Source organism: Microbacterium sp. Z10_103 (genome assembly GCF_058310455.1).
In genome coordinates this window covers 743,226-762,651 of record NZ_JBZEGK010000001.1, presented here as the reverse complement: position 1 = coordinate 762,651, position 19,426 = coordinate 743,226, and the positions used below count along the sequence as shown (strand labels likewise).

Annotated in this window: 19 protein-coding genes; 4 read left to right on the top strand and 15 right to left on the bottom strand. The window is 70.4% G+C overall.

The features are described from left to right. The first annotated feature begins 9 nt into the window (after positions 1 to 9). Entirely contained in the window at positions 10 to 726 is a 717-nt protein-coding gene (gene deoC / locus AC4FS2_RS03455; RefSeq protein WP_491153491.1) for a deoxyribose-phosphate aldolase, read from the top strand. Here deoC and AC4FS2_RS03450 read toward each other — a convergent pair. The 5 genes from AC4FS2_RS03450 to AC4FS2_RS03430 are packed head-to-tail and all read right to left on the bottom strand — an operon-like array spanning position 720 to position 4,117. Beyond that, positions 720 to 1,703 carry a bifunctional riboflavin kinase/FAD synthetase gene (locus AC4FS2_RS03450; protein ID WP_491153493.1) on the bottom strand — a complete coding sequence of 328 codons (984 nt, stop codon included), beginning with the start codon at positions 1,701 to 1,703 and terminating at the stop codon, positions 720 to 722. The two genes, deoC and AC4FS2_RS03450, sit on opposite strands and share 7 nt — an antisense overlap. Continuing rightward, complete coding sequence (locus AC4FS2_RS03445) at positions 1,700 to 2,137, bottom strand: hypothetical protein (RefSeq protein WP_491153494.1); 438 nt, start codon at positions 2,135 to 2,137, stop codon at positions 1,700 to 1,702. The genes AC4FS2_RS03450 and AC4FS2_RS03445 overlap by 4 nt, the downstream gene beginning before the upstream one ends. Positions 2,138 to 2,181: 44 nt before the next feature. Further along, positions 2,182 to 2,550 carry a hypothetical protein gene (locus AC4FS2_RS03440; RefSeq protein WP_491153495.1) on the bottom strand — a complete coding sequence of 123 codons (369 nt, stop codon included), beginning with the start codon at positions 2,548 to 2,550 and terminating at the stop codon, positions 2,182 to 2,184. Next, complete coding sequence (gene truB, locus AC4FS2_RS03435; protein WP_491153497.1) at positions 2,547 to 3,443, bottom strand: tRNA pseudouridine(55) synthase TruB; 897 nt, start codon at positions 3,441 to 3,443, stop codon at positions 2,547 to 2,549. The genes AC4FS2_RS03440 and truB overlap by 4 nt, the downstream gene beginning before the upstream one ends. After that, positions 3,443 to 4,117 (bottom strand): nucleoside/nucleotide kinase family protein, encoded by a 675-nt coding sequence (locus AC4FS2_RS03430; protein WP_491153498.1) that lies wholly within the window; start codon positions 4,115 to 4,117, stop codon positions 3,443 to 3,445. The genes truB and AC4FS2_RS03430 overlap by 1 nt, the downstream gene beginning before the upstream one ends. A 69-nt stretch (positions 4,118 to 4,186) precedes the next feature. On the opposite strand from AC4FS2_RS03430, the gene AC4FS2_RS03425 reads away from it, so the two are divergent. After that, positions 4,187 to 5,053, top strand: coding sequence for an HhH-GPD family protein (locus tag AC4FS2_RS03425; protein ID WP_491153500.1), 867 nt, complete (start codon positions 4,187 to 4,189; stop codon positions 5,051 to 5,053). Positions 5,054 to 5,077: 24 nt separating this feature from the next. Here the strand turns inward: AC4FS2_RS03425 and rbfA are convergent, their stop codons facing one another. The 5 genes from rbfA to AC4FS2_RS03400 all read right to left on the bottom strand — a co-directional run bounded on the left by rbfA (position 5,078) and on the right by AC4FS2_RS03400 (position 11,968). Continuing rightward, complete coding sequence (gene rbfA, locus AC4FS2_RS03420) at positions 5,078 to 5,626, bottom strand: 30S ribosome-binding factor RbfA (protein ID WP_491153502.1); 549 nt, start codon at positions 5,624 to 5,626, stop codon at positions 5,078 to 5,080. Between the two features lie 224 nt (positions 5,627 to 5,850). Next, the gene (gene infB, locus AC4FS2_RS03415; protein WP_491153504.1) at positions 5,851 to 8,655 is read right to left on the bottom strand and encodes a translation initiation factor IF-2; all 2,805 of its coding nucleotides are present in this window, start codon (positions 8,653 to 8,655) and stop codon (positions 5,851 to 5,853) included. Between the two features lie 93 nt (positions 8,656 to 8,748). Next, on the bottom strand, positions 8,749 to 9,000 hold the full coding sequence (locus AC4FS2_RS03410) for a YlxR family protein (protein WP_491153506.1): 252 nt from the start codon (positions 8,998 to 9,000) through the stop codon (positions 8,749 to 8,751). A gap of 30 nt (positions 9,001 to 9,030) precedes the next feature. Next, positions 9,031 to 10,017 carry a transcription termination factor NusA gene (nusA, locus tag AC4FS2_RS03405; RefSeq protein ID WP_491153508.1) on the bottom strand — a complete coding sequence of 329 codons (987 nt, stop codon included), beginning with the start codon at positions 10,015 to 10,017 and terminating at the stop codon, positions 9,031 to 9,033. 103 nt (positions 10,018 to 10,120) lie between these two features. Continuing rightward, on the bottom strand, positions 10,121 to 11,968 hold the full coding sequence (locus AC4FS2_RS03400; RefSeq protein ID WP_491153510.1) for an alpha/beta fold hydrolase: 1,848 nt from the start codon (positions 11,966 to 11,968) through the stop codon (positions 10,121 to 10,123). A 97-nt stretch (positions 11,969 to 12,065) separates the two neighbouring features. Between AC4FS2_RS03400 and AC4FS2_RS03395 the strand changes: the two genes are divergently transcribed. Next, positions 12,066 to 12,875 carry a DUF1206 domain-containing protein gene (locus AC4FS2_RS03395; RefSeq protein ID WP_491153511.1) on the top strand — a complete coding sequence of 270 codons (810 nt, stop codon included), beginning with the start codon at positions 12,066 to 12,068 and terminating at the stop codon, positions 12,873 to 12,875. Positions 12,876 to 12,881: 6 nt separating this feature from the next. Here AC4FS2_RS03395 and AC4FS2_RS03390 read toward each other — a convergent pair whose 3' ends face one another. The 3 genes from AC4FS2_RS03390 to AC4FS2_RS03380 all read right to left on the bottom strand — a co-directional run bounded on the left by AC4FS2_RS03390 (position 12,882) and on the right by AC4FS2_RS03380 (position 15,937). After that, complete coding sequence (locus AC4FS2_RS03390; RefSeq protein WP_491153512.1) at positions 12,882 to 13,703, bottom strand: aldo/keto reductase; 822 nt, start codon at positions 13,701 to 13,703, stop codon at positions 12,882 to 12,884. 99 nt (positions 13,704 to 13,802) lie between these two features. After that, the gene (locus tag AC4FS2_RS03385) at positions 13,803 to 15,572 is read right to left on the bottom strand and encodes a proline--tRNA ligase (RefSeq protein WP_491153514.1); all 1,770 of its coding nucleotides are present in this window, start codon (positions 15,570 to 15,572) and stop codon (positions 13,803 to 13,805) included. Between the two features lie 59 nt (positions 15,573 to 15,631). After that, a complete protein-coding gene (locus AC4FS2_RS03380) occupies positions 15,632 to 15,937 on the bottom strand; it encodes a hypothetical protein (RefSeq protein WP_491153515.1) in 306 nt (101 codons plus the stop codon). Positions 15,938 to 16,049: 112 nt separating this feature from the next. Between AC4FS2_RS03380 and pcp the strand changes: the two genes are divergently transcribed. Next, positions 16,050 to 16,685 (top strand): pyroglutamyl-peptidase I, encoded by a 636-nt coding sequence (gene pcp, locus AC4FS2_RS03375; protein ID WP_491153517.1) that lies wholly within the window; start codon positions 16,050 to 16,052, stop codon positions 16,683 to 16,685. A 122-nt stretch (positions 16,686 to 16,807) separates the two neighbouring features. Here the strand turns inward: pcp and AC4FS2_RS03370 are convergent, their stop codons facing one another. Together AC4FS2_RS03370 and ispG are read right to left on the bottom strand one after the other, a co-directional pair. Continuing rightward, positions 16,808 to 17,992 (bottom strand): benzoate/H(+) symporter BenE family transporter, encoded by a 1,185-nt coding sequence (locus tag AC4FS2_RS03370; RefSeq protein ID WP_491153519.1) that lies wholly within the window; start codon positions 17,990 to 17,992, stop codon positions 16,808 to 16,810. Between the two features lie 149 nt (positions 17,993 to 18,141). Next, positions 18,142 to 19,272, bottom strand: coding sequence for a flavodoxin-dependent (E)-4-hydroxy-3-methylbut-2-enyl-diphosphate synthase (gene ispG, locus AC4FS2_RS03365; protein WP_491155662.1), 1,131 nt, complete (start codon positions 19,270 to 19,272; stop codon positions 18,142 to 18,144). Positions 19,273 to 19,426: the final 154 nt, after the last annotated feature.

The window sequence follows — 19,426 nt, the reverse complement described above, 5'->3', positions numbered from 1 at the left end:
GCTGGAACCATGCCCCGCATCACCGAACGCGAGCTCGCCGCGACGATCGACCACGCCATCCTCAAGCCCGAGCTGACGCGCGCGCAGGTGGACAGCGAGCTCGACATCGCCGCAGAGTGGGGCGTGTTCAGCGTCTGCGTCCGACCGTCCGATATCGCCTACGCGGTGCGGCGTCTGGATGGCACGGGCGTGGCTGTGGGGACGGTCATCGGCTTTCCGCACGGCACGACATCGACGGCCGCCAAGGTGGCGGAAGTCGCCCAGGCGCTCGCCGACGGTGCGAGCGAAGTCGACATGGTCGTGAACATCGGGTTCCTCCGCTCGGGTTTCGATGACGCGGTCCGCGACGACATCCACGCCGTGGCGGATGCGGCGGGCGGGCTCATCACGAAGGTGATCTTGGAGACCGCGTACCTCGACGACGAACAGATCGCCCGCGGCAGCCGCCTCGCGGAGGCCGCCGGTGCGGCATTCGTGAAGACCTCGACGGGCTTCGGCGGCGGCGGGGCCACGGTCGAGGACGTGCGCCTCATGCGGGCGAGCGTCGGCCCGGAGGTCGAAGTGAAGGCGTCCGGGGGTGTCCGGAGCCTGGACACCGCGCTCGCCATGCTCGACGCCGGGGCCACCCGCCTCGGTACGAGCGCGAGCGCCACCATCCTGGGCGAGTTGCGTGCCATTCAGAGCGGGCAAGCGGCGTCCGGCGCGCGGGACGATTCGTCCTACTGACCGCTGCGCTCCTGCGACTCGATGAGAACTGCGCGGACGCGGTCCACGTCGTCGGCCATCTGCTCCATGAGTGCGGGGATGCCGGCGAACGCGACCATTCCCCGGATACGGGCGGCAAAGCGGACCTCCACCCGGTGGCCGTAGAGATCGAGATCGGTTTCGTCCAGCACGTACGCCTCCACCTGCCGCACCGGCACATCGCCGAAGGTGGGGTTCACCCCGATGCTGATCGCCGCGGCATAGCGTGTGCCCGGGCGCAGCCCGTCCGACGACCCCTCATCGATGAGCCAGCCGGCATAGACCCCGTCCGCAGGGACGAACCCTTCCAGGTCGGGCGACAGGTTCGCCGTCGGGAACCCCAGCTCGCGCCCGCGCTTCAGACCGTGGACGACTTCGCCCCACACGGACGGCGCCCGCCCGAGGAGCTTCGCCGCACGCTCCACGTCTCCCTCGGCGAGAAGCTCGCGAATCCAGGTCGACGAGACGCGCCGGTCGTCGTCGATGGCCCGGACGTCGTCCACGACGTCGACGACGAACCCGTACTCCCGGCCCATGGATCGCAGAAGGTCCGGGTTTCCCGACCCACCGCGACCGAAACGGAAGTCCTGGCCGACGAGGACCGTGCGTACGTCGAGCGCCTCGACGAGCACGTGGCGCACGAATTCCTCGGCCGTCAGCGCGGCGAGCGTCTCGTCGAAGGTCAGCAGCAGGGTGGCATCCACTCCTGCACGCTCGAGCAGGTCCAGCTTCTGGTGCACCCCGATGAGGTCGGCGGGGCGGACCTCCGGCCGGAGCACGCTGAGCGGGTTCCGGTCGAAGGTCACCGCGACGAGGCGCGCGCCGCCGGTGGCAGCATCCACGCGCGCCCGGTCGATGACCGCACGGTGCCCGGCGTGCACGCCGTCGAACTTGCCGATGGCCACGACCGACGGGCCGAAGTCGGAGGGGACATCGGCGGGGTCGTGGAAGACGATCACGACGCCACCGTCGCCGTCGCGCGGGCGGGAGCGGTAACGCGATGGGCCGCGAGCCACCACAGGCCGAGGAACGGCAGCACGAGCGGCACGAAGAGGTAGCCGTAGCCGTAGAGGGACCACACGGTCGGATGCTGGAACAGCTCGGGCAGCATAAGGCTGAGGGTCCCGACGATGAGGACGCCCGCGAGTTCGAAGCCGATCGCCACCCAGGCCACCGCGTACCAGGTGCGGCGGCCGGCGAACACGAGCGCGAGCGTGGCGACGATGTACACCACCGCGCTGACCGCCGACAGCGTGTACGCCAGTGGCGCCTCCTCGAACCGCTGAACGATCTGCACGAAGGAACGACCGGTCGCGGCGAGGGCCATGACGAGATAGACGATCACCAGGACGCGGCCGATGCCGGTCATCCGGCCAGGAGTGCGAGTTGCCATGACCTGTCAATCCTAGGCCGCGCTGTGACGCGGTCCGCCCCGTCTCACGCGATCTGCACCGTCCAGATCACGTGCATCCGCCACACCATGACCGCGACCGCCAGCGCGGCGACTCCCATGATGACCGTGCTCCAGCGGCTGCGTTCGACAAGCGCCCACGCGACGCCCACGGGAGGAAGGAGCGCCGCGGACACGAGGTACACCCAGAATTCCAGCGCGCTCCCGGTCGGCGGGTTGCCCGCCCACGGCGCGATGATCGCGGTGACGATCTGGGCGATCAGCAGTAGTTCGATGAGCGCGAGACCGCCGACGGTGACATCCCCCGGGCGGCGCCCCGCGAGACCGGCGATGATGGCGACCGTGCCCGCCACGCCTGCCACGACCAGCTGCACGATCGTGAACCAGAGGATCATGGGCGCTGCTCCTCCGGCATGTTCATGGCGCTCTTCAGGTCTTGCCCGCGGGCTTCGACGATGCCGACGAGCGCGCCGTGAGGATCGATCGCCGCCCCCCGGACGCCCCCCAAGCGGTGCGCGGCCCCGGCGAGACGCTTGCCATGGCGCAGGTCGCGCGCCTCATCCGCCGATACCGCCACGGCGCCGAGCACGGTCGTCGCCGCTGCAGCAGGAGACAGCATCCGCTCGGGCTCCAGAGCGTCGATGTCCGTGGCGTCCGTCACGGGGAAGGGGCCCACGCGTTCGCGCCGCAGGGCGGTGAGGTGGCCGCCCACCCCGAGCGCGGCGCCGAGGTCGCGGGCGAGAGCGCGGATGTACGTGCCGCTGGAGCAGTCCACGACGACGTCGACGTCGATGTGTCCGGCCGATCGGCGCGTCGCGAGCACATCGAAGCGGCTGACGGTCACCTCACGCGCGGCCAGTGCCACCTCCACGCCGGCGCGGGCGAGGTCGTACGCGCGTCGGCCCTGCACCTTGATCGCCGACACACGGCTGGGGATCTGGGAGATCGCCCCGGTGAGATCGGCCACGCCGCGGGCGATGGATGCGTCGTCCACGACGTCGAGCGCTGCGGCATCGGCACGTTCGGACACGGTGCCGTCGGCGTCATCCGTGTCGGTGCTCTCCCCCAGCCTGATGGTCGCGGTGTAGGTCTTGTCCGCTCCGACGAGGAAGGTGAGAAGGCGTGTCGCACCCTCGACACCCAACACGAGCAGTCCCGTCGCCATCGGATCCAGCGTCCCGGCGTGACCGATCTTCCGGGTGCCGAGCGCCCGCCGGGCGCGGGCGACCACATCGTGGCTGGTGATGCCCGCCGGTTTGTCCACGAGCAGGATGCCGCTTGCCACCATCAGCAGAAGTCCCCGAAGATGCGCACGGGAGAAGCCAGGTCGGAGTTCTCCACGATCGCCGACGCCGCCTTCCGCGGGTCGGCTTCGCGGAGATAGAGAGCCTGACCGGACCGGTACCGGACGTTGGCGGGGGCGTCCGGATCCGGGTCGCTGCCGTCCCGCACCGCCATGCGGGCGTAGGACACGCGGAAGGGCACCTCCAGCCACACCGACCAGTCCCACAGGCCCCGCAACTCCGGCCGGTGCAGGAACACCCCATCGACGACGAGGACGGCGTCGCGCGGAGCCGTCACCCATTCCGATGGAACCGGCACGTCGCGGGCGGCGTCGAACGCCGACAGTTGGAACCCGGTACTTCCGCCCGTGCGGAACGGGTCGATGAGCACGCGGCGGAAGGTCGCGTAGTCGAAGGAGTCACGGTAGAAGCCTTCCGGCGACGTGCGACCTCGCGCATACCGTTCTGCGCGCGGACGGTGGAACCCGTCGATCGACGCGCGGAACACCGCTCCCCCCTCCTCCGCGAACACGTCGGCGAGACCGTCGGCGAAGACCGTCTTGCCGGCACCGTCGACGCCATCCACGGCGACGATCACGCGACCGGCGCGATAGTGCAGGCGCACCTCGTCGCGCAGTTCGCGAAGGAGGGAGACCGCGGGAGTGGTGGGGAGCCGCACCCTTCCAGGGTACGGGCCTCGCCTCCCCCCTCGGCACGGCGACGCCCTGGCGCTCGTAGGCTGGACGGTATGCCCGACCTCGCGGCGCCTCTCCAGGCCTGGTACCGCACGAACGCGCGCGACCTGCCGTGGCGCCGGCCCGGGTTCGGCGCGTGGGGCACGCTCGTCAGCGAGTTCATGCTGCAGCAGACACCGGTGGCTCGCGTCATCCCCCATCTGGAGGCATGGCTGTCGCGGTGGCCGACGCCGACGGCACTGGCGGCCGACCCGCCGTCCGAGGCCGTACGGCAATGGGCGAACCTCGGCTATCCCCGCCGCGCGCTGTGGCTGCACCGCGCGGCCGTGCAGATCCGCGACCGACATGACGGCATCGTGCCGCGCGAGGTGGAAACGCTCCTGTCCTTGACGGGCATCGGGGATTACACCGCACGCGCGGTGGCCGTCTTCGCGTATGGCGATCGGCACCCCGTGGTCGACACGAACACCCGTCGTGTGCTCGCCCGCGCGGTGGCCGGTCGCGCCCAGCCCGGTCCGCCCTCGCGGCGCGACCTGGAGGAGATGACCGCCGTCCTCCCGGACGATGTCACCGCATCCACGGTCGTCAACGCCGCGGTGATGGAGTTGGGTGCCACGATCTGCACGGCACGGTCGCCCCGCTGTGATGCGTGCCCGATCGCGTACGCCTGCGCGTGGCGGGCGGCGGGTTACCCGCCCTCGGCAGACCGGCGCCGGCGGCAGGCGCGCTACGAGGGCAGCGACCGCCACGCGCGCGGCGCGGTGCTCAAGTCGCTGCGGGATGCTGCGCCCTCGCCCCTTCGCCTGGACGAAGTGCTGGTGGAGTGGCCCGACGCGCAGCAGCGCGACCGGGCCATCGACTCGCTGATCGCGGACGGTCTGGCCGAAGCCGGGGAGGAACTGCTGCGCCTCCCCCGGTGAAGCCGGGCGGCCTCGGTCAGCGGGTCAGGACCGGGAAAGGTCGTCCGCGTCCACCGAGTCGGCGTCATCCGCTTCCGCGGCATCGGCGTCGGCGTCGTCCGCTTCCGCGTCGTCCGCGTCATCCTCGTCGTCGGCCTCCTCCGCCACCTGGTCGAAGTCCTTCGGCTTGACGTAGGGGTCGGCGTCACCGGCGTAATTCCCCGCGGCGGCGAGGGCCGCGACGGCCTCATCGCGTTCGCGGGCCTCCCGCAGCAGCGCCGCGATGTGGTCGGCGTTCTCGGGGATCGCATCGAGGAAGAACTCGAGCGATGGCGTCAGCCGGGTGTTGAGATGCTTCCCCACCTCGGAGCGCAGCATCCCCGTCGCCGACTTCAGCGCGGCTGCCGTGTCGGCGCGGAGCGCCTCGTCGCCCATGACGGTGTAGAACACCGAAGCGTGCTGCAGATCGCCGGTCACCTTGACGTCGGTGATGGTGACGAAACCGAGGCGCGGGTCGCGCAGCCCCTTCTCGAGCCGCTCAGCGAGCACCACGCGGATGCGGTCGGCCACTCGTGCCTGTCGTTCGGATGCCATGTCTTCTACTCCCTCTCACACCGTGATGGTGTTTCCTACCACGTTCGCTATGGGTCATTCCTGCCCCGGCGAGGATTCGGATGTTCCGCCGGAGCGATCGGGGTAGGGGCCCCTCTCTCGCGGAGGCGGGACATCCGAATCCTCAACCCCCGGAGCAGTGGCCGAACCCCGGCCCGGTCGGAAACCGAAGAGGCCCCGAGCCGCAGCCCGGGGCCTCTCTGGAATCAGCCTCGCGGCTTCTCGATCATTTCGGTCGTCTCGATCTCGTCACCGATCTGGATGTCGTTGAACCTACCGAGTCCGATACCGGCCTCGAAGTCCGTACGCACCTCGGTGACGTCGTCCTTGAACCGGCGCAGCGACTCGATGGCCAGGCCATCGGCGAGCACGACGCCGTCGCGGATGACGCGCGCCTTCGCGTTGCGCGTGATCGTTCCGGAGCGGACGATGACACCGGCGATGTTGCCGAACTTCGAGGAGCGGAACACCTCGCGGATCTCGGCGACACCCGACTGGACCTCTTCGAACTCCGGCTTGAGCAGACCCTTGAGCGACTGCTCGACATCGTCGATCGCGTTGTAGATGACGGAGTAGAACCGGACATCCACACCCTCGCGGGCAGAACGCTCACGCGCCTTCGTGTCGGGGCGGACGTTGAACCCGATGACGATCGCGTTGTCGATCGTCGCGAGGTTGATGTCCGACTCCGTGATGGCGCCGACACCGCGGTGGATGATCCGCAGTTGCACGCTGTTGTCGACCTCGATCTTGAGGAGCGACTCCTCCAGCGCCTCGACGGCACCGGACACGTCACCCTTGATGATGAGGTTGAGCGACTCGACCTTGCCCTCTTCGAGAGCCCGGGTGAAGTCCTCGAGCGAGATGCGCTTGCGAGCCTTGGCCAGCTGGGCGTTGCGCTCGGCCGCTTCACGCTTCTCGGCGATCTGACGGGCCAGGCGGTCTTCCTCGGTCACGATGAACGTGTCACCGGCGCGGGGCACGGAGTTCAGACCCTGCACCTGCACGGGACGCGACGGCCACGCTTCCAGAACGGCTTCGCCGTTCTCGTCCGCCATGGCACGAACCCGGCCGTAGGCCGTGCCCGCGACGATCGCGTCACCGACGCGGAGCGTTCCGGACTGGATGAGCACCGTGGCGACCGATCCGCGTCCCTTGTCGAGCTTCGCTTCGATCGCGACACCGCGTGCGGCCTTGTTCGGGTTCGCCGTGAGGTCGAGCCCGGCGTCAGCGGTCAGCAGCACCGCATCCAGAAGATCCTGGATACCGATGTTGTTGCGCGCGGACACGTCGACGAACATGACGTCGCCGCCATACTCCTCGGCCACGAGACCGTATTCGGTCAGCTGCTGGCGCACCTTCGCGGGGTTCGCGTCATCCTTGTCGATCTTGTTCACCGCGACCACGATCGGCACGTTCGCCGCCTGAGCGTGGTTGAGGGCCTCCACCGTCTGCGGCATGATGCCGTCGTCGGCGGCGACCACCAGGATCGCGAGGTCGGTCACCTGCGCACCACGGGCACGCATGGCGGTGAACGCCTCGTGACCCGGTGTGTCGATGAAGGTGATGGCGCGCTCGATGCCCTCGTGCTCGGTCCAGACCTGGTACGCACCGATGTGCTGCGTGATGCCGCCGGCTTCGCCCGCGACCACGTTGGTCTGGCGGATGGCGTCCAGCAGTCGCGTCTTACCGTGGTCGACGTGACCCATGACGGTCACGACGGGCGGGCGGATCTCGAGGTCGTCTTCACTCTCGGCCTCGAGCTCTGCCTCCAGGTCGAGACCGAAGCCCTCCAGGAGCTCCTTGTCCTCGTCCTCGGGCGAGACCATCTGGATGTTGTAACCCAGCTCGCCGCCGAGCACCTCGAACGTCGCCTCATCCAGCGATTCGGTGGCCGTGGCCATCTCACCCAGGTTGAACAGGATCGTCACGAGCGTGCCGGGCTGGACCGTGTAGCCGGTCAGGGCCTCGATCTTGTCGGCGAAGTCCGAGATGGACGCCCCACGGCGCATCCGGATGATCTCTCCGTTGCCCTTGGTGACATTGACGCCGCCGACGACGGGCGCCGACCGCATCTCGAACTCTTGCCGCTTCGCCCTACGCGACTTGCGCTGCTTGGACTTGCCGCCACCCTTACCGAAGGCACCCGCGGTGCCACCGCCGGGGCCACGGCCGCGGCCACCGCCGCCACCGGGACGGCCGGCGAAACCACCGCCGGCCGGAGCACCCGGACGCGGAGCGCCGAAGCCACCGCCGCCACCGGGACGACCGGGACCGCCGGGACGCTGCTGGAAGGGCGCACCACCCGGACGACCGCCACCACCGGGGCGACCTGCGCCGCCGGGGCGCGGAGCACCCGGACGCGGGGCACCGGGACGCGGAGCCTGCGGACGGGGGATGTTGCCGGGCGACGGGCGCTGGCCCATGCCCTGCTGAGAGGAGAACGGGTTGTTGCCCGGACGCGGACCGGCGGGACGCTGGCCCATGCCCTGCTGCGACGAGAACGGGTTGTTACCCGGACGCGGTGCACCACCCGGACGCGGTGCCTGCGGGGCGGCGGGGCCGGGCCGAGGCGCGCCGGAGGGAGCTGCCGGAGCGGCGTCCGAAGGCGCGGACGCCTCGGGGGCCGACGGTGCCGGAGCGGGCGCTGCCGCAGCGGGCGCTGCCGGAGCCGGCGCTGACGGAGCGGGCGCCGCGGGTGCCGCCGGAGCCGGAGCGGCTTCGGCAGGGGCTGCCGGGGCGCTGGCGGCCGGGGCCGCCGGGCGCGCGGGAGCCGCCGGACGGGAAGGTCCGGGCTTGGCCGAGGAACGCGCGGGGCCGGCGGATGCGGCTGTCGGGGCCGGAGCGGCACCATCAGCCGAGAGCGCGGCCCGGAGCTTGCGAGCCACCGGCGGCTCGATGGTGGACGAGGGGCTCTTGACGAACTCGCCGAGCTCCTTGAGCTTCGCGAGAGCGACCTTGCTGTCGACGCCGAGTTCGGAAGCGATCTCGTGTACGCGTGGTTTTGCCACAATTCTCCTGTCTGGGGGCCTACCCCGGACAGGGCAGACCGTTACTTGCGGACGGGACTCATTTCGAGCCGTTCACTTTGTGTCCATAGCCGTTCAGCCGTTTCGCTGGAGGGTCATTTCGAAGGTCTGCGTGTCGAGAGGACCCGACACACGTAATGCGCGGACGAAGGCGCGGCGCCGTAGGGCGTGATCCACGCACGCGTCCGTCTCGTGTACCCACGCGCCACGCCCCGGCATCGTCGCCCGGTCGTCGCGAACGAGGACCGAATCAACGGCCACGACCCGAAGGAGCGTGGCACGGGGTGCGCGCGTGCGACATCCGACGCACGTTCGTACCGCATCCATTCTACACCTCGGGCCTGTGCGCTCGATCCGTCAGTCCTCGAGGATCGAATCGGGCTGAATGTCGATCTTCGCGCCGGTGAGCTTGGCTGCGAGCCGAGCGTTCTGGCCTTCCTTGCCGATCGCCAGCGACAGCTGGTAGTCGGGGACGAGCGCGCGCACGGCCTTGGTCGTCGCATCCAGGATGAAGCTGGACGTCACCTTCGCCGGTGACAGCGCGTTGGCCACGAAGCGTGCGAGTTCGGGGTCGTAGTCGACGATGTCGATCTTCTCCCCGCCGAGCTCTTCGGTCACGGCGCGCACGCGGCGCCCCAATTCGCCGATGCACGCACCCTTGGCGTTGATCGTGGGATCGTTCGCCTTGACCGCGAGCTTCGTGCGGTGGCCGGCCTCGCGGGCCAGGGAGACGATCTCCACCAGGCCCGACGCGATCTCGGGAACCTCCAGGGCGAACAGCTTCCGCACGAGGCCCGGGTGGGTTCGTGACACGGTGATGGACGGGCCCTTGGTACCGCGCGAGACCGAGGTCACGTAGACGCGGAGGCGGGATCCGTGCGGATAGGACTCCCCCGGTGCCTGCTCTTCCGGCGGGAGGATGGCTTCGACCGAGCCGAGGTCGACGTGCACCATGCGGGGGTTCGGCCCCTGCTGCACGACGCCCGCGACGATGTCGCCCTCCTTGCCGCGGAACTCACCGAGCACGGCGTCGTCGGCGATGTCGCGGAGGCGCTGGCTGATGACCTGCTTGGCGGCGAAGGCTGCGATCCGTCCGAAGTCTTCGGGCGTCTGCTCTTCCTCGCCGATGACCGCACCCTCGTCGTCGAGGAGCGGGGTGAAGATGGCCACGTGGCCGGACTTGCGGTCGAGTACCGCGCGAGCGCCTTCGGGGACGGCTCCGGTGGCCGTGGTGTGCTTTCCGTATGCGGTGAGGATCGCCTGCTCGATGATGCTCACAAGTTCGTCGAAGGGGATCTCCTTTTCACGCTCGATCGTCTTCAGTAGTCCAAGATCGATGTCCACCGTGGGGCCCTCCGTTATTCAGCTCTCACCCGGCACGAGAACGCACCGGCAACCACAGAACGTTACCGGATGCACCTGCGTCGCGTCTGCGAGACCCCTGAAATCAGCGGCGCCCGCAGTCATCCAGCAGCTGCGGTGAGCGGTCGAGAAGGCCCTCCGTCCACCCGAACAGCACCGGGAGGAACCGGGATCCCGGGAGGATCGGACGGAGGTGGTCGTACCCGTAGTAGGCCCGCCAGCGCACCTGCTGCCCCTGTTCGCAGAGGCCCTGGATGTACCGGTCTTGGAGGGCGGGCGGAACCACCTCGTCCTCTTGGCCCCACGCGACCAGGATCGGCGAGCCCGTCGGACCCGTCGCGGCGTTCTCCGCCAGCCGGCGTCCCAGCGCGCCGCCGGTGAGATCGGCGGTGTAGAGCGGCCGATCCTCCGAGACCCCGAGCGCAGCGAGCACCGACACGACCACGCCCGGTTCGGTCGGACAGCGCTGTGTCATCTCCCGCACGATCGTTCGTGCTCCGGCGGCCACGTAGTCCTCGAGGTGCACGTCCGCGTAGGTCCCCGCGTAGGGGACGAGCACCCATGAGGTCAAAACCGACAGCATCGCATTCGCGTCAGAGGTCAGCAGCTCGTCGGCCAGGGCGAGCGGGTCGGCGACGGGCGCGATGGCGGCTGTGCCGAGCACGGTCACACCGGGGGTGTACTCCGGTGCCAGTTGCGCCGTCCACAGCGCCGCGTGCCCACCCTGGGAGTGGCCCCAGACGACCGTGTCGGGTGAGAGCGTGACCCCCGGCAGCTCCGCCGCGGCCAGGACCGCGTCGAGCGAGGAGCGCCCCTCCCCCTTGCCGATGAGGTACGGGAACGTCCCAGGCGCGCCCTGCCCGGAGTAGTCCGAAGCGACGACGACCCAGCCGGCGGCGAGGGCCTCCTCGAGCGCAGGGATCGACCAGCGCGTTGCCGAGGCATCCCGCAGGCTCGGCGCGCACCCCTGCGCGACCCCGGTGGTGCCGTGGTTCCACACGATCACCGGTCGCGGCCCCGGCGGTGGGTCGTTCGGAACGATCACGAGCCCGCTGGCGACGGCGGGCCGGCTGACCGCATCCCGCGTCGTGTAGAGGATGCGGCTCACTTCGCCGCCCTGCGGAGCGCGTCCGAGGTAGTCGTCCCACCGGATGAGCCGACCGTGGCCGGGAGGAAGCCGGTCGGGCGGGTCGTAGAAGGCGTCCACCACCGGCGCGCCCTCCGCCAGCCAGTCATCCAGCCACCAGCCCCCGGTCGCGGAGGCGACCAGGAGCAACGCCAGGGCGTACCGGCCGGCCGCGGTCCAGGCCGTCCGGCGACGGGCGCGACGGAGGTCGGGTGACAGGGGAACGCGCGGCAGTCCGCGACGCGTGCGTCCGGCGTCGCGCATCCCGCGCACCCCGCGGACGATGAGGGTCACGCCGAAGGCGACCGTGCGCACCCCGAAGACGAGAGCGACGAGAAGGACGGTGACGTCGGGCCAGGTCAGCGAGAGGACGCCGAAGGCGATCTGTGTGGCACCGGATGCGGCGGCAAGGACACGCTGACTGGCGCGCCCGCCGGCCACGGCATCGCCCACCGAGGCCAGACCCCCGACGATGAGGAAGGTCGCCAGCACCGATGGCAGCAGATCCAGGCTCCGCCCGAGCCAGACGAGGACCAGCACGCCGCCGGCGATCCACGCCACGGCGAACAGCCGCGTCCACCAGCGCGGCGACCGGTGCCGGGAGACGAGCTCCACGAGTCCGGTGCCGATGGCGCTGAGCGAGACGTACAGCCCGAGGAGCAGCAGGGAGGTGAGCGGCCGGGTGACGATGAGTCCGCCGAGGATGACGATGAGGATCCCCACGACCAGCAGCACGCGCGCGGGAGCGCGCCCGACGAGGTCGGGCAGAGCGCTCCAGCGCGACGAGAGTCGTCGGCGGGATGGCATCCGGACATAGTAAGCGGGGGGAAGCGACCCGACGTGGCGGCATCTGGGCGAGGCGGGAGTGCGCGGAGCGTTCCGCCGGCCCCGGTAGGGTCGCCCAATGAGCATCGACGTGCGGTCGGCCGCGCGCCGCGCCGAGCGCAATTCCGTGCTGCGCACGCTTGCCCGCTCCGGCTATGCGGCCAACGGGATCATGCACGGGGTGATCGGGGTCATCGTCCTGCTCGCCGCTTTCGGCGGCTCCGGCGAGGCCGACCAGACGGGCGCGTTCCGCTCCATCGCGTCGGCGCCGTGGGGCTTCGCGCTCCTGTGGGCGCTGGCGATCGGCTTGGTGGCCCTGGCGGCCTGGCATGCCGTCGCGGGGATCGGTGCGCGACGCCCGAAGCGGACGCAGCGCGTCGGCATTCTGGTGTCCGAGCTCGGGCAGGCGCTGGTCTTCGCCGCGCTGGGCGTGGTCGCTGCATCCGTCGCTCTCGGCGCGCGCCCGAGCGCCGAGAGCGCCGCGGAGGAGGCCAGCCGGGGGGTCCTCGCCGTGGCGGGAGGCCCCATTCTTCTGGGCGCGGCGGGGCTGGGGGTCGGCATCGCCGGGGTCGCCTTCCTCGTTATGGGGGTGCGCCGGTCCTTCCGCACCAAGGTCGAATTCCCCCGCAGCGGGTGGGGGCACGCGCTCGCCGGCCTCGGCGTCGTGGGATTCGTCGCCAAGGGCATCGCCCTCGCGATCGTGGGCGTGTTGCTCGTCATCGCCGCCGTGGAGGTGCGCCCGGATACTGCCGGGGGCCTGCACGGGGCGGTGCAGGCTCTGTTGCGCCTGCCGGCGGGACCGGTCCTCGGGGGCGCGGTCGGCATCGGCTTCGTCTCCTACGGGGTGTTCAGCGTCTTCCGAGCGCGGTACGCGCGACTGTCGGTCTGACGCCGGTCAGTCCAGGTCGGGGTCTCGACCGGTGCGCAGGCCGGTCTCCAGCCCCGCGATGGCCGCGCGATCGTCGGCGTCGAGGGAGAAGTCGAACACCTCGGCGTTCTCGCGGATCCGCTCGAGGGACGTGGACTTCGGAAACAGCACCAGTCCCCGATCCAGGTGCCAGCGGATGACGACCTGCGCGGGGGTCTTTCCGTACCGCGCGCCGATGCGCGCGAGAACGGGTTCGTCGAGCAGACCGCCGCGGGCGAGCGGCGCCCATGCTTCGGTGACGATGTCGTGGGCGTCGTCCCACGCCTGCACCTCCGTCTGGGGGAACCGGGGGTGCAGTTCGATCTGGTTGACCACCGGCGTGACGCCTGTCTCGTCGATGAGCCGCTGGATGTGCGCGGGCGAGAAGTTGCTCACACCGATCGAGCGTGCCCGGCCCTCCGCGGCGAGGCGCACGAGGGCACGCCAGGTGTCGACATAGCGGTCGAGGCTCGGGATCGGCCAGTGGATCAGGTAGAGGTCGACCGTGTCGAAGCCCAGCCGCTGCGTGCTCGTGTCGAAGGCGCGGAGCGTGCGCTCATAGCCCTGGTCGTCGTTCCACACTTTCGTGGTGAGGAAGACGTCATCGCGCGGGACGCCGCTGCGGCGGATCCCCTCACCGACCTCCGCCTCGTTGCCGTACAGCGTCGCGGTGTCGACGTGCCGGTAGCCGTACCGGAGTGCTCCGTCGACCAGCGCGGCCGTCGCGTCCGGGGGCACCTTGTACGTTCCGATGCCCAGTTGCGGGATGCGTCCCCCGTCCGCCAACCTGACCCAGGGCCCACCGTCCACGCGCTCAGGCTACCTCCCCCATGGTTACGGATGACTTTCGTCGCTGGGGCGGCGGCCAGAGCGACGAAAACCGTCCGTACCGGTCGGCGGGTTGGGGGGTTAGGCGGAGAGGCGGGTGACAGCGTCGGCGGCGGGGATGACCTCGCGCTCGCCGGTGCGCCGGTCCCACAGCTCCACCTCGCCCGCGGCGGCACCGCGGCCGACGATGACGATGCGCGGAACGCCGACCAGCTCGGCGTCCCCGAACTTGACTCCGGGCGATACCTTCGGCCGGTCGTCGAAGAGCACGTCCAGCCCCGCGGCCTCGAGGTCGGCGCTGAGGCTCTCGGCGAGCTCGAAGGCCGCCGCATCCCGGCCCGTGGCCACGACGTGCACGTCGAACGGTGCAACGGACGCGGGCCAGATGAGGCCCTTCTCGTCGTTGTTGAGCTCGGCGATGATCGCGAGGATGCGGGTCACGCCGATGCCGTAGGAGCCCATCGTGACGGTGACGAGCTTGCCGTTCTCGTCCAGGACCTTCAGCCCGAGCGTCTCGGCGAAGAACCGGCCCAGCTGGAAGACGTGGCCGATCTCCATGCCGCGCGCCAGTTCCACCGGCCCGGAGCCGTCGGGGGCGGGATCGCCGGCGCGGACGGTGGCGACCTCGATGAATCCGTCCGCGGTGAAATCGCGCCCGGCCACGAGGGAGTGCACGTGCTTCTGGTCGATGTTCGCGCCGGTGATCCAACTCGTGCCGTCGACGACGCGCGGGTCGAGCAGGTAGCGGATGCCGGTGGCGGATTCCTCGCCCAGCACCGGCCCCGTGGGCGACCACGGGCCGATGTAGCCCTTCACAAGGAAGGGGTTCCGCTCGAAGTCGGCCTCGGTGGCCTGCTCGACGTCAGCGGGCGCGAAGGCCACCTCGACGCGCTTGTCATCGACGTCGCGATCGCCCGGCAGGCCCACGACGACGAGTTCGCGCGTGCCGTCCAGGTGCTTCAGCGCCAGGACGACGTTCTTCAGGGTGTGCGCGGCGGTCCACTCCCCGCCGGCGGCCGGAGGATCGAGGACCGCGTTGGAGTGGGCGACGAGCGTCTGGATGGTGGGCGTGTTCGGCGAGTCGAAGATCACCGGTTCGGGCAGCCCGTCGAACGGGATCGGCTCGGGCACGAGGGTCGTGAACGCCTCGACGTTGGCGGCATAGCCGCCGGCCGAACGGACGAACGTGTCTTCCCCGACGGCGGTGGGATGCAGGAACTCCTCGCTGCGCGCGCCTCCCATCAGGCCGTTGTCGGCGTTGACGATGACGTACTCGAGGCCGAGCCGCTGGAAGATCCGCTCGTAGGCGTCGCGCTGGGCCTGATACGACGCATCCTGGCCCTCGTCGGTGTAGTCGAACGAGTACGCGTCCTTCATCGTGAACTCGCGTCCGCGCAGGAGTCCCGCGCGGGGGCGCGCCTCGTCGCGGTACTTGTCCTGGATCTGGTACAGCGTCAGCGGCAGGTCTTTGTAGGACGAGTACAGGTCCTTCACCAGGAGCGTGAACATCTCCTCGTGGGTCGGCGCCAGCAGGTAGTCCGCGCCCTTACGGTCCTGCAGCCGGAAGATACCGTCGCCGTACGACTCCCACCGACCCGACGCCTCGTACGGTTCGCGGGGCAGGAGCGCCGGGAAGTGCACCTCGTAGGCGCCGACGGCGGCCATCTCCTCGCGGATGATCGCCTCGATCTTGGCCTTGACCCTCAGGCCCAGCGGGAGCCACGCGAAGATGCCCGGCGCGCTGCGGCGGATGTAGCCGGCACGCACGAGGAGGCGATGGCTCGTGACTTCGGCATCGGCGGGGTCTTCACGGAGCGTGCGGAGGAAGAAGTGCGACAGACGGGTGACCACGAGGATTCAGTCTAGGTGCGGGGGCGGCGGGCCTCCCATCGGAATGAGTCGGGTTCGCCTCATCCCTCACCGCAGGGCGCCCCGCGTCCGCGCTCCGCGTCAGGCGTCAGGCGCCGACGCCAGGGAGCACCGACGCGCGCGCGTTCGGCCTCCTCCCCCCGCGTGAGCTGGTGCACCACACCCAGGGCGGGGTCGTTCGCGGTGAAGTGAAAGGTGTGCGCCGGCGCCCAGTCGTCGATGCTGCCCGGCGCATGGTCGCCGCGCCCGCACGCGAGGATCGTGTCGCGTTCGTCGCGCCAGACCCTGAGGATCGGACGCGCTCCAGTAAGGACATGGGTGCAGACGATGCTTTGGGAGAGTTTCATCTGCCCGACGGTAGGCACCCCCCGGGCCGCACGTGGGGTTCGCGTCCCATGTGGGGAACGATCGCTGAAATCGCCTCCTGGGGAGGAGAGGTGGTCCGCTTACCCTGGAACGATGACGACCATCCTGCTGACCGGTTTCGCGCCATTCGGCGGCGACCCATCAAACCCCTCCGGCGAAGCGGTGCGGATCGTTGCTGATCGGTGGACCGGGCCGGAGGTCCTCATCACCGACGTCTTGCCCGTGACGTTCGCCGGTGCGACGTCCCGGATGCGGGAGCTTCTCGAGGAGCACTCCCCCGACGTCGTGATCGCGACAGGTCTGGCGGGCGGGCGAAGCGCTGTGACGCCCGAGCGGGTAGCGGTGAACCTTGCCGACGCCCGCATCCCCGACAACGCCGGCGCGCAGCCACTGGACCAGCCAGTCGTCGCCGACGGGCCGGCCGCGTATTTCGCGACGCTCCCCGTGAAAGCGATGGCCGGCGCGATCGCGGACGCCGGGATCCCCGCATCCGTCTCCTACAGCGCGGGCACCTTCGTGTGCAACGCCGTGATGTACGCCGTGCTGCACGCCACCGCGGGCACCGGCACCCGGGCGGGCTTCGTTCACGTACCGTGGGCCGACGGTGCGGCTCCGGCCGGAGCACCGTCGCTGCCGCTGGGCGACCTCGTCCGCGCGCTCGAGCTCGCCGTGCGCACCGCTCTGGACGTGCGCGACGACTTCGCCCTTCGCGGCGGCACGCTCTCCTGAGCGCGGCGCCCCCATCCCGACTCAGGCGATACGCCGCGCCGACCCCCCTCAGCGCACTGTCGAGCACGATTGGCCTGAGTACGGCGCGCCAGATCAGCAAACCCGCACGGCCGCGAACCGCGTCAGCGGCGACCGGCGTGCAGGACGGTGCGGACGACGAGGCCCGCGGCGAGGGCCCAGAACGCGGCACTGATGCCCGCGATGGCGACCCCGGACGCCGCGACGAGGAATGTGATCACGGCGGGCAGCCGCTCCCCCGGATCGTCGATGGCCTGCTGCACCGCCGAACCGAACGCCGCGAGGAGGGCTACCCCGGCAACGGCCGGAATCACCGCCTCCGGCGCGACGACCACGAGTGCCACCAGTGCGGCCGACAGGCCGCCCAGGACGATCGCGGTCACGCCCGTCGACACGCCCGCGACCCACCGGCGCTTCGGGTCGGGATCGGCGTCGGGAGCGGCGGCGAGCGCGGCACTGATCGCGGCGAGGTTGATCGCGTGGCCGCCGGCGGGCGCTGCGAGCGCCGTGCCCACGCCGGTGACCAGCATCGAACCGCGCCACGGCACCGCGTAGCCGTAGCTGCGCATGATCGCGACGCCCGGGACGTTCTGCGACGCCATGGTCACGAGGAACAGCGGGAGCGCGAGCCCCACCACTGCCCCCCACGTGAACATCGGAGCGGTCAGTTCGATGCGAGGCAGCAACTCTGTCGCCGGCACCCCGTTCCCGCTCACCGCGACGTGGATGCCGACGACCACGGCTGCAGCGACGAAGGACAGCGGCACGGCCCAGCGCGGCAGAAAGCGCACGCACACGAGCCAGGTGAGGAGCACCGGGGCCACCGCCCACGGATTCGCGACCAGCCCACCGACCGGCGCGAGGCAGAGGGGCAGCAGCACGCCGGCCAGCATGGCCTGCGCGATGGACGGCGGAATCATCGCGATGAGGCGGCCGAGCCGGGGCCACAGCGCCGTCAGAAGAATGAGCCCGGCACAGACGAGGAATGCGCCGACCGCCGCCGGCCACCCGCCGTCGACGGCGCCGGTGGCCGCCAACACCGCCGCGCCGGGCGTCGACCACGCCACGGTGATCGGCATGCGGTACCGCCCCGCGAGCACGATCGACGCGATACCCATGGTGACGCACAACACCAACAGTCCGCTGGCGGCCTGTGCGGGTGTCGCGCCCACCGCATCCAGGCCGGTGAGAACGACCGCGAAGGTGCTCGTCGTTCCCACGAGAGCGGTCACGACGCCCGCGATGATCGGCCGGGAAAGCGGCGCACCTACCGTCGGGGAGTCGGTCATCAGACTCCCGACGGTAGTGGATGCGCCGGCACCCGACCGGATGCCACCCGCGACCCCGTGGCAGCTCCGGACGCTCGCCCGACGCCACATTCCCGCGGCCGGTGGCAGACGCCCGCGACAGACCCCGCCCGCGGCAGACCCTGGTCGCGTCAGGCGGTGACGACCTGCGCGGTGCCGATCTGCGCGTCGGGACCCATGTCGTCGGCGATGCGACGAGCCTCTTCGATCAGCGTGGCGACGATCTCCGACTCCGGAACGGTCTTGATGACCTGTCCCTTCACGAAGATCTGCCCCTTGCCGTTGCCGGATGCGACGCCGAGGTCGGCCTCGCGGGCCTCTCCCGGTCCGTTCACGACGCAGCCCATGACGGCGACGCGCAGCGGCACGGTCATGTCCTTCAGCCCCTCGGTCACGTTGTCGGCGAGGGTGTAGACGTCCACCTGTGCGCGCCCGCACGAGGGGCACGACACGATCTCGAGCTTGCGTTCGCGGAGGTTCAGGGACTGCAGGATCTGGTGTCCGACCTTCACCTCTTCGGCCGGCGGGGCAGACAGCGACACGCGGATGGTGTCGCCGATGCCCTCGGACAGGAGGATGCCGAACGCGGTCGCGCTCTTGATGGTCCCCTGGAAGGCGGGTCCCGCCTCGGTGACACCGAGGTGCAGGGGCCAGTCGCCCCGCTCGGCGAGGAGACGGTACGCCTGCACCATGATCACGGGGTCGTTGTGCTTGACCGAGATCTTGAAGTCGTGGAAGTCGTGCTCCTCGAACAGCGACGCCTCCCACACGGCGCTCTCCATGAGCGCCTCGGGCGTGGCCTTGCCGTACTTCTCCAGCAGCCGCCGGTCGAGCGATCCGGCGTTCACGCCGATGCGGAGCGATACGCCGGCCGCCTTCGCCGCGGCGGCGATCTCGCCCACCTTGTCGTCGAACTGCCGGATGTTTCCGGGGTTCACCCGCACGGCCGCACAACCCGCGTCGATGGCCTGGAAGACGTACTTGGGCTGGAAGTGGATGTCGGCGATCACCGGGATCTGGCTCTTCTTCGCGATGATCGGCAGCACCTCGGCGTCGTCGGCCGACGGCACGGCGACGCGCACGATCTCGCACCCGGATGCGGTGAGCTCTGCGATCTGCTGGAGGGTCGCGTTGATGTTGGTCGTCGGCGTGGTGGTCATCGACTGAACGCTGACGGGGGCGTCTCCGCCCACCAGGACCTTGCCGACCCGGATCTGGCGGCTCTTGCGCCGTGGCGCGAGGACCGCGGGAATCCGCGGCATTCCGAGGTTCACTGCTGGCACTCCCTCAGCCTACGCCGCTCGCCTGCGAGGGGGCTCGGTGAGCCGTGTGGTAGGTTCGGCGCATGTCCGCGAACCGCACCTGGTGGCTCACCGTCTAGGCGGTGTGTTCGCGCAACAGACCGCTCCCTCGGGG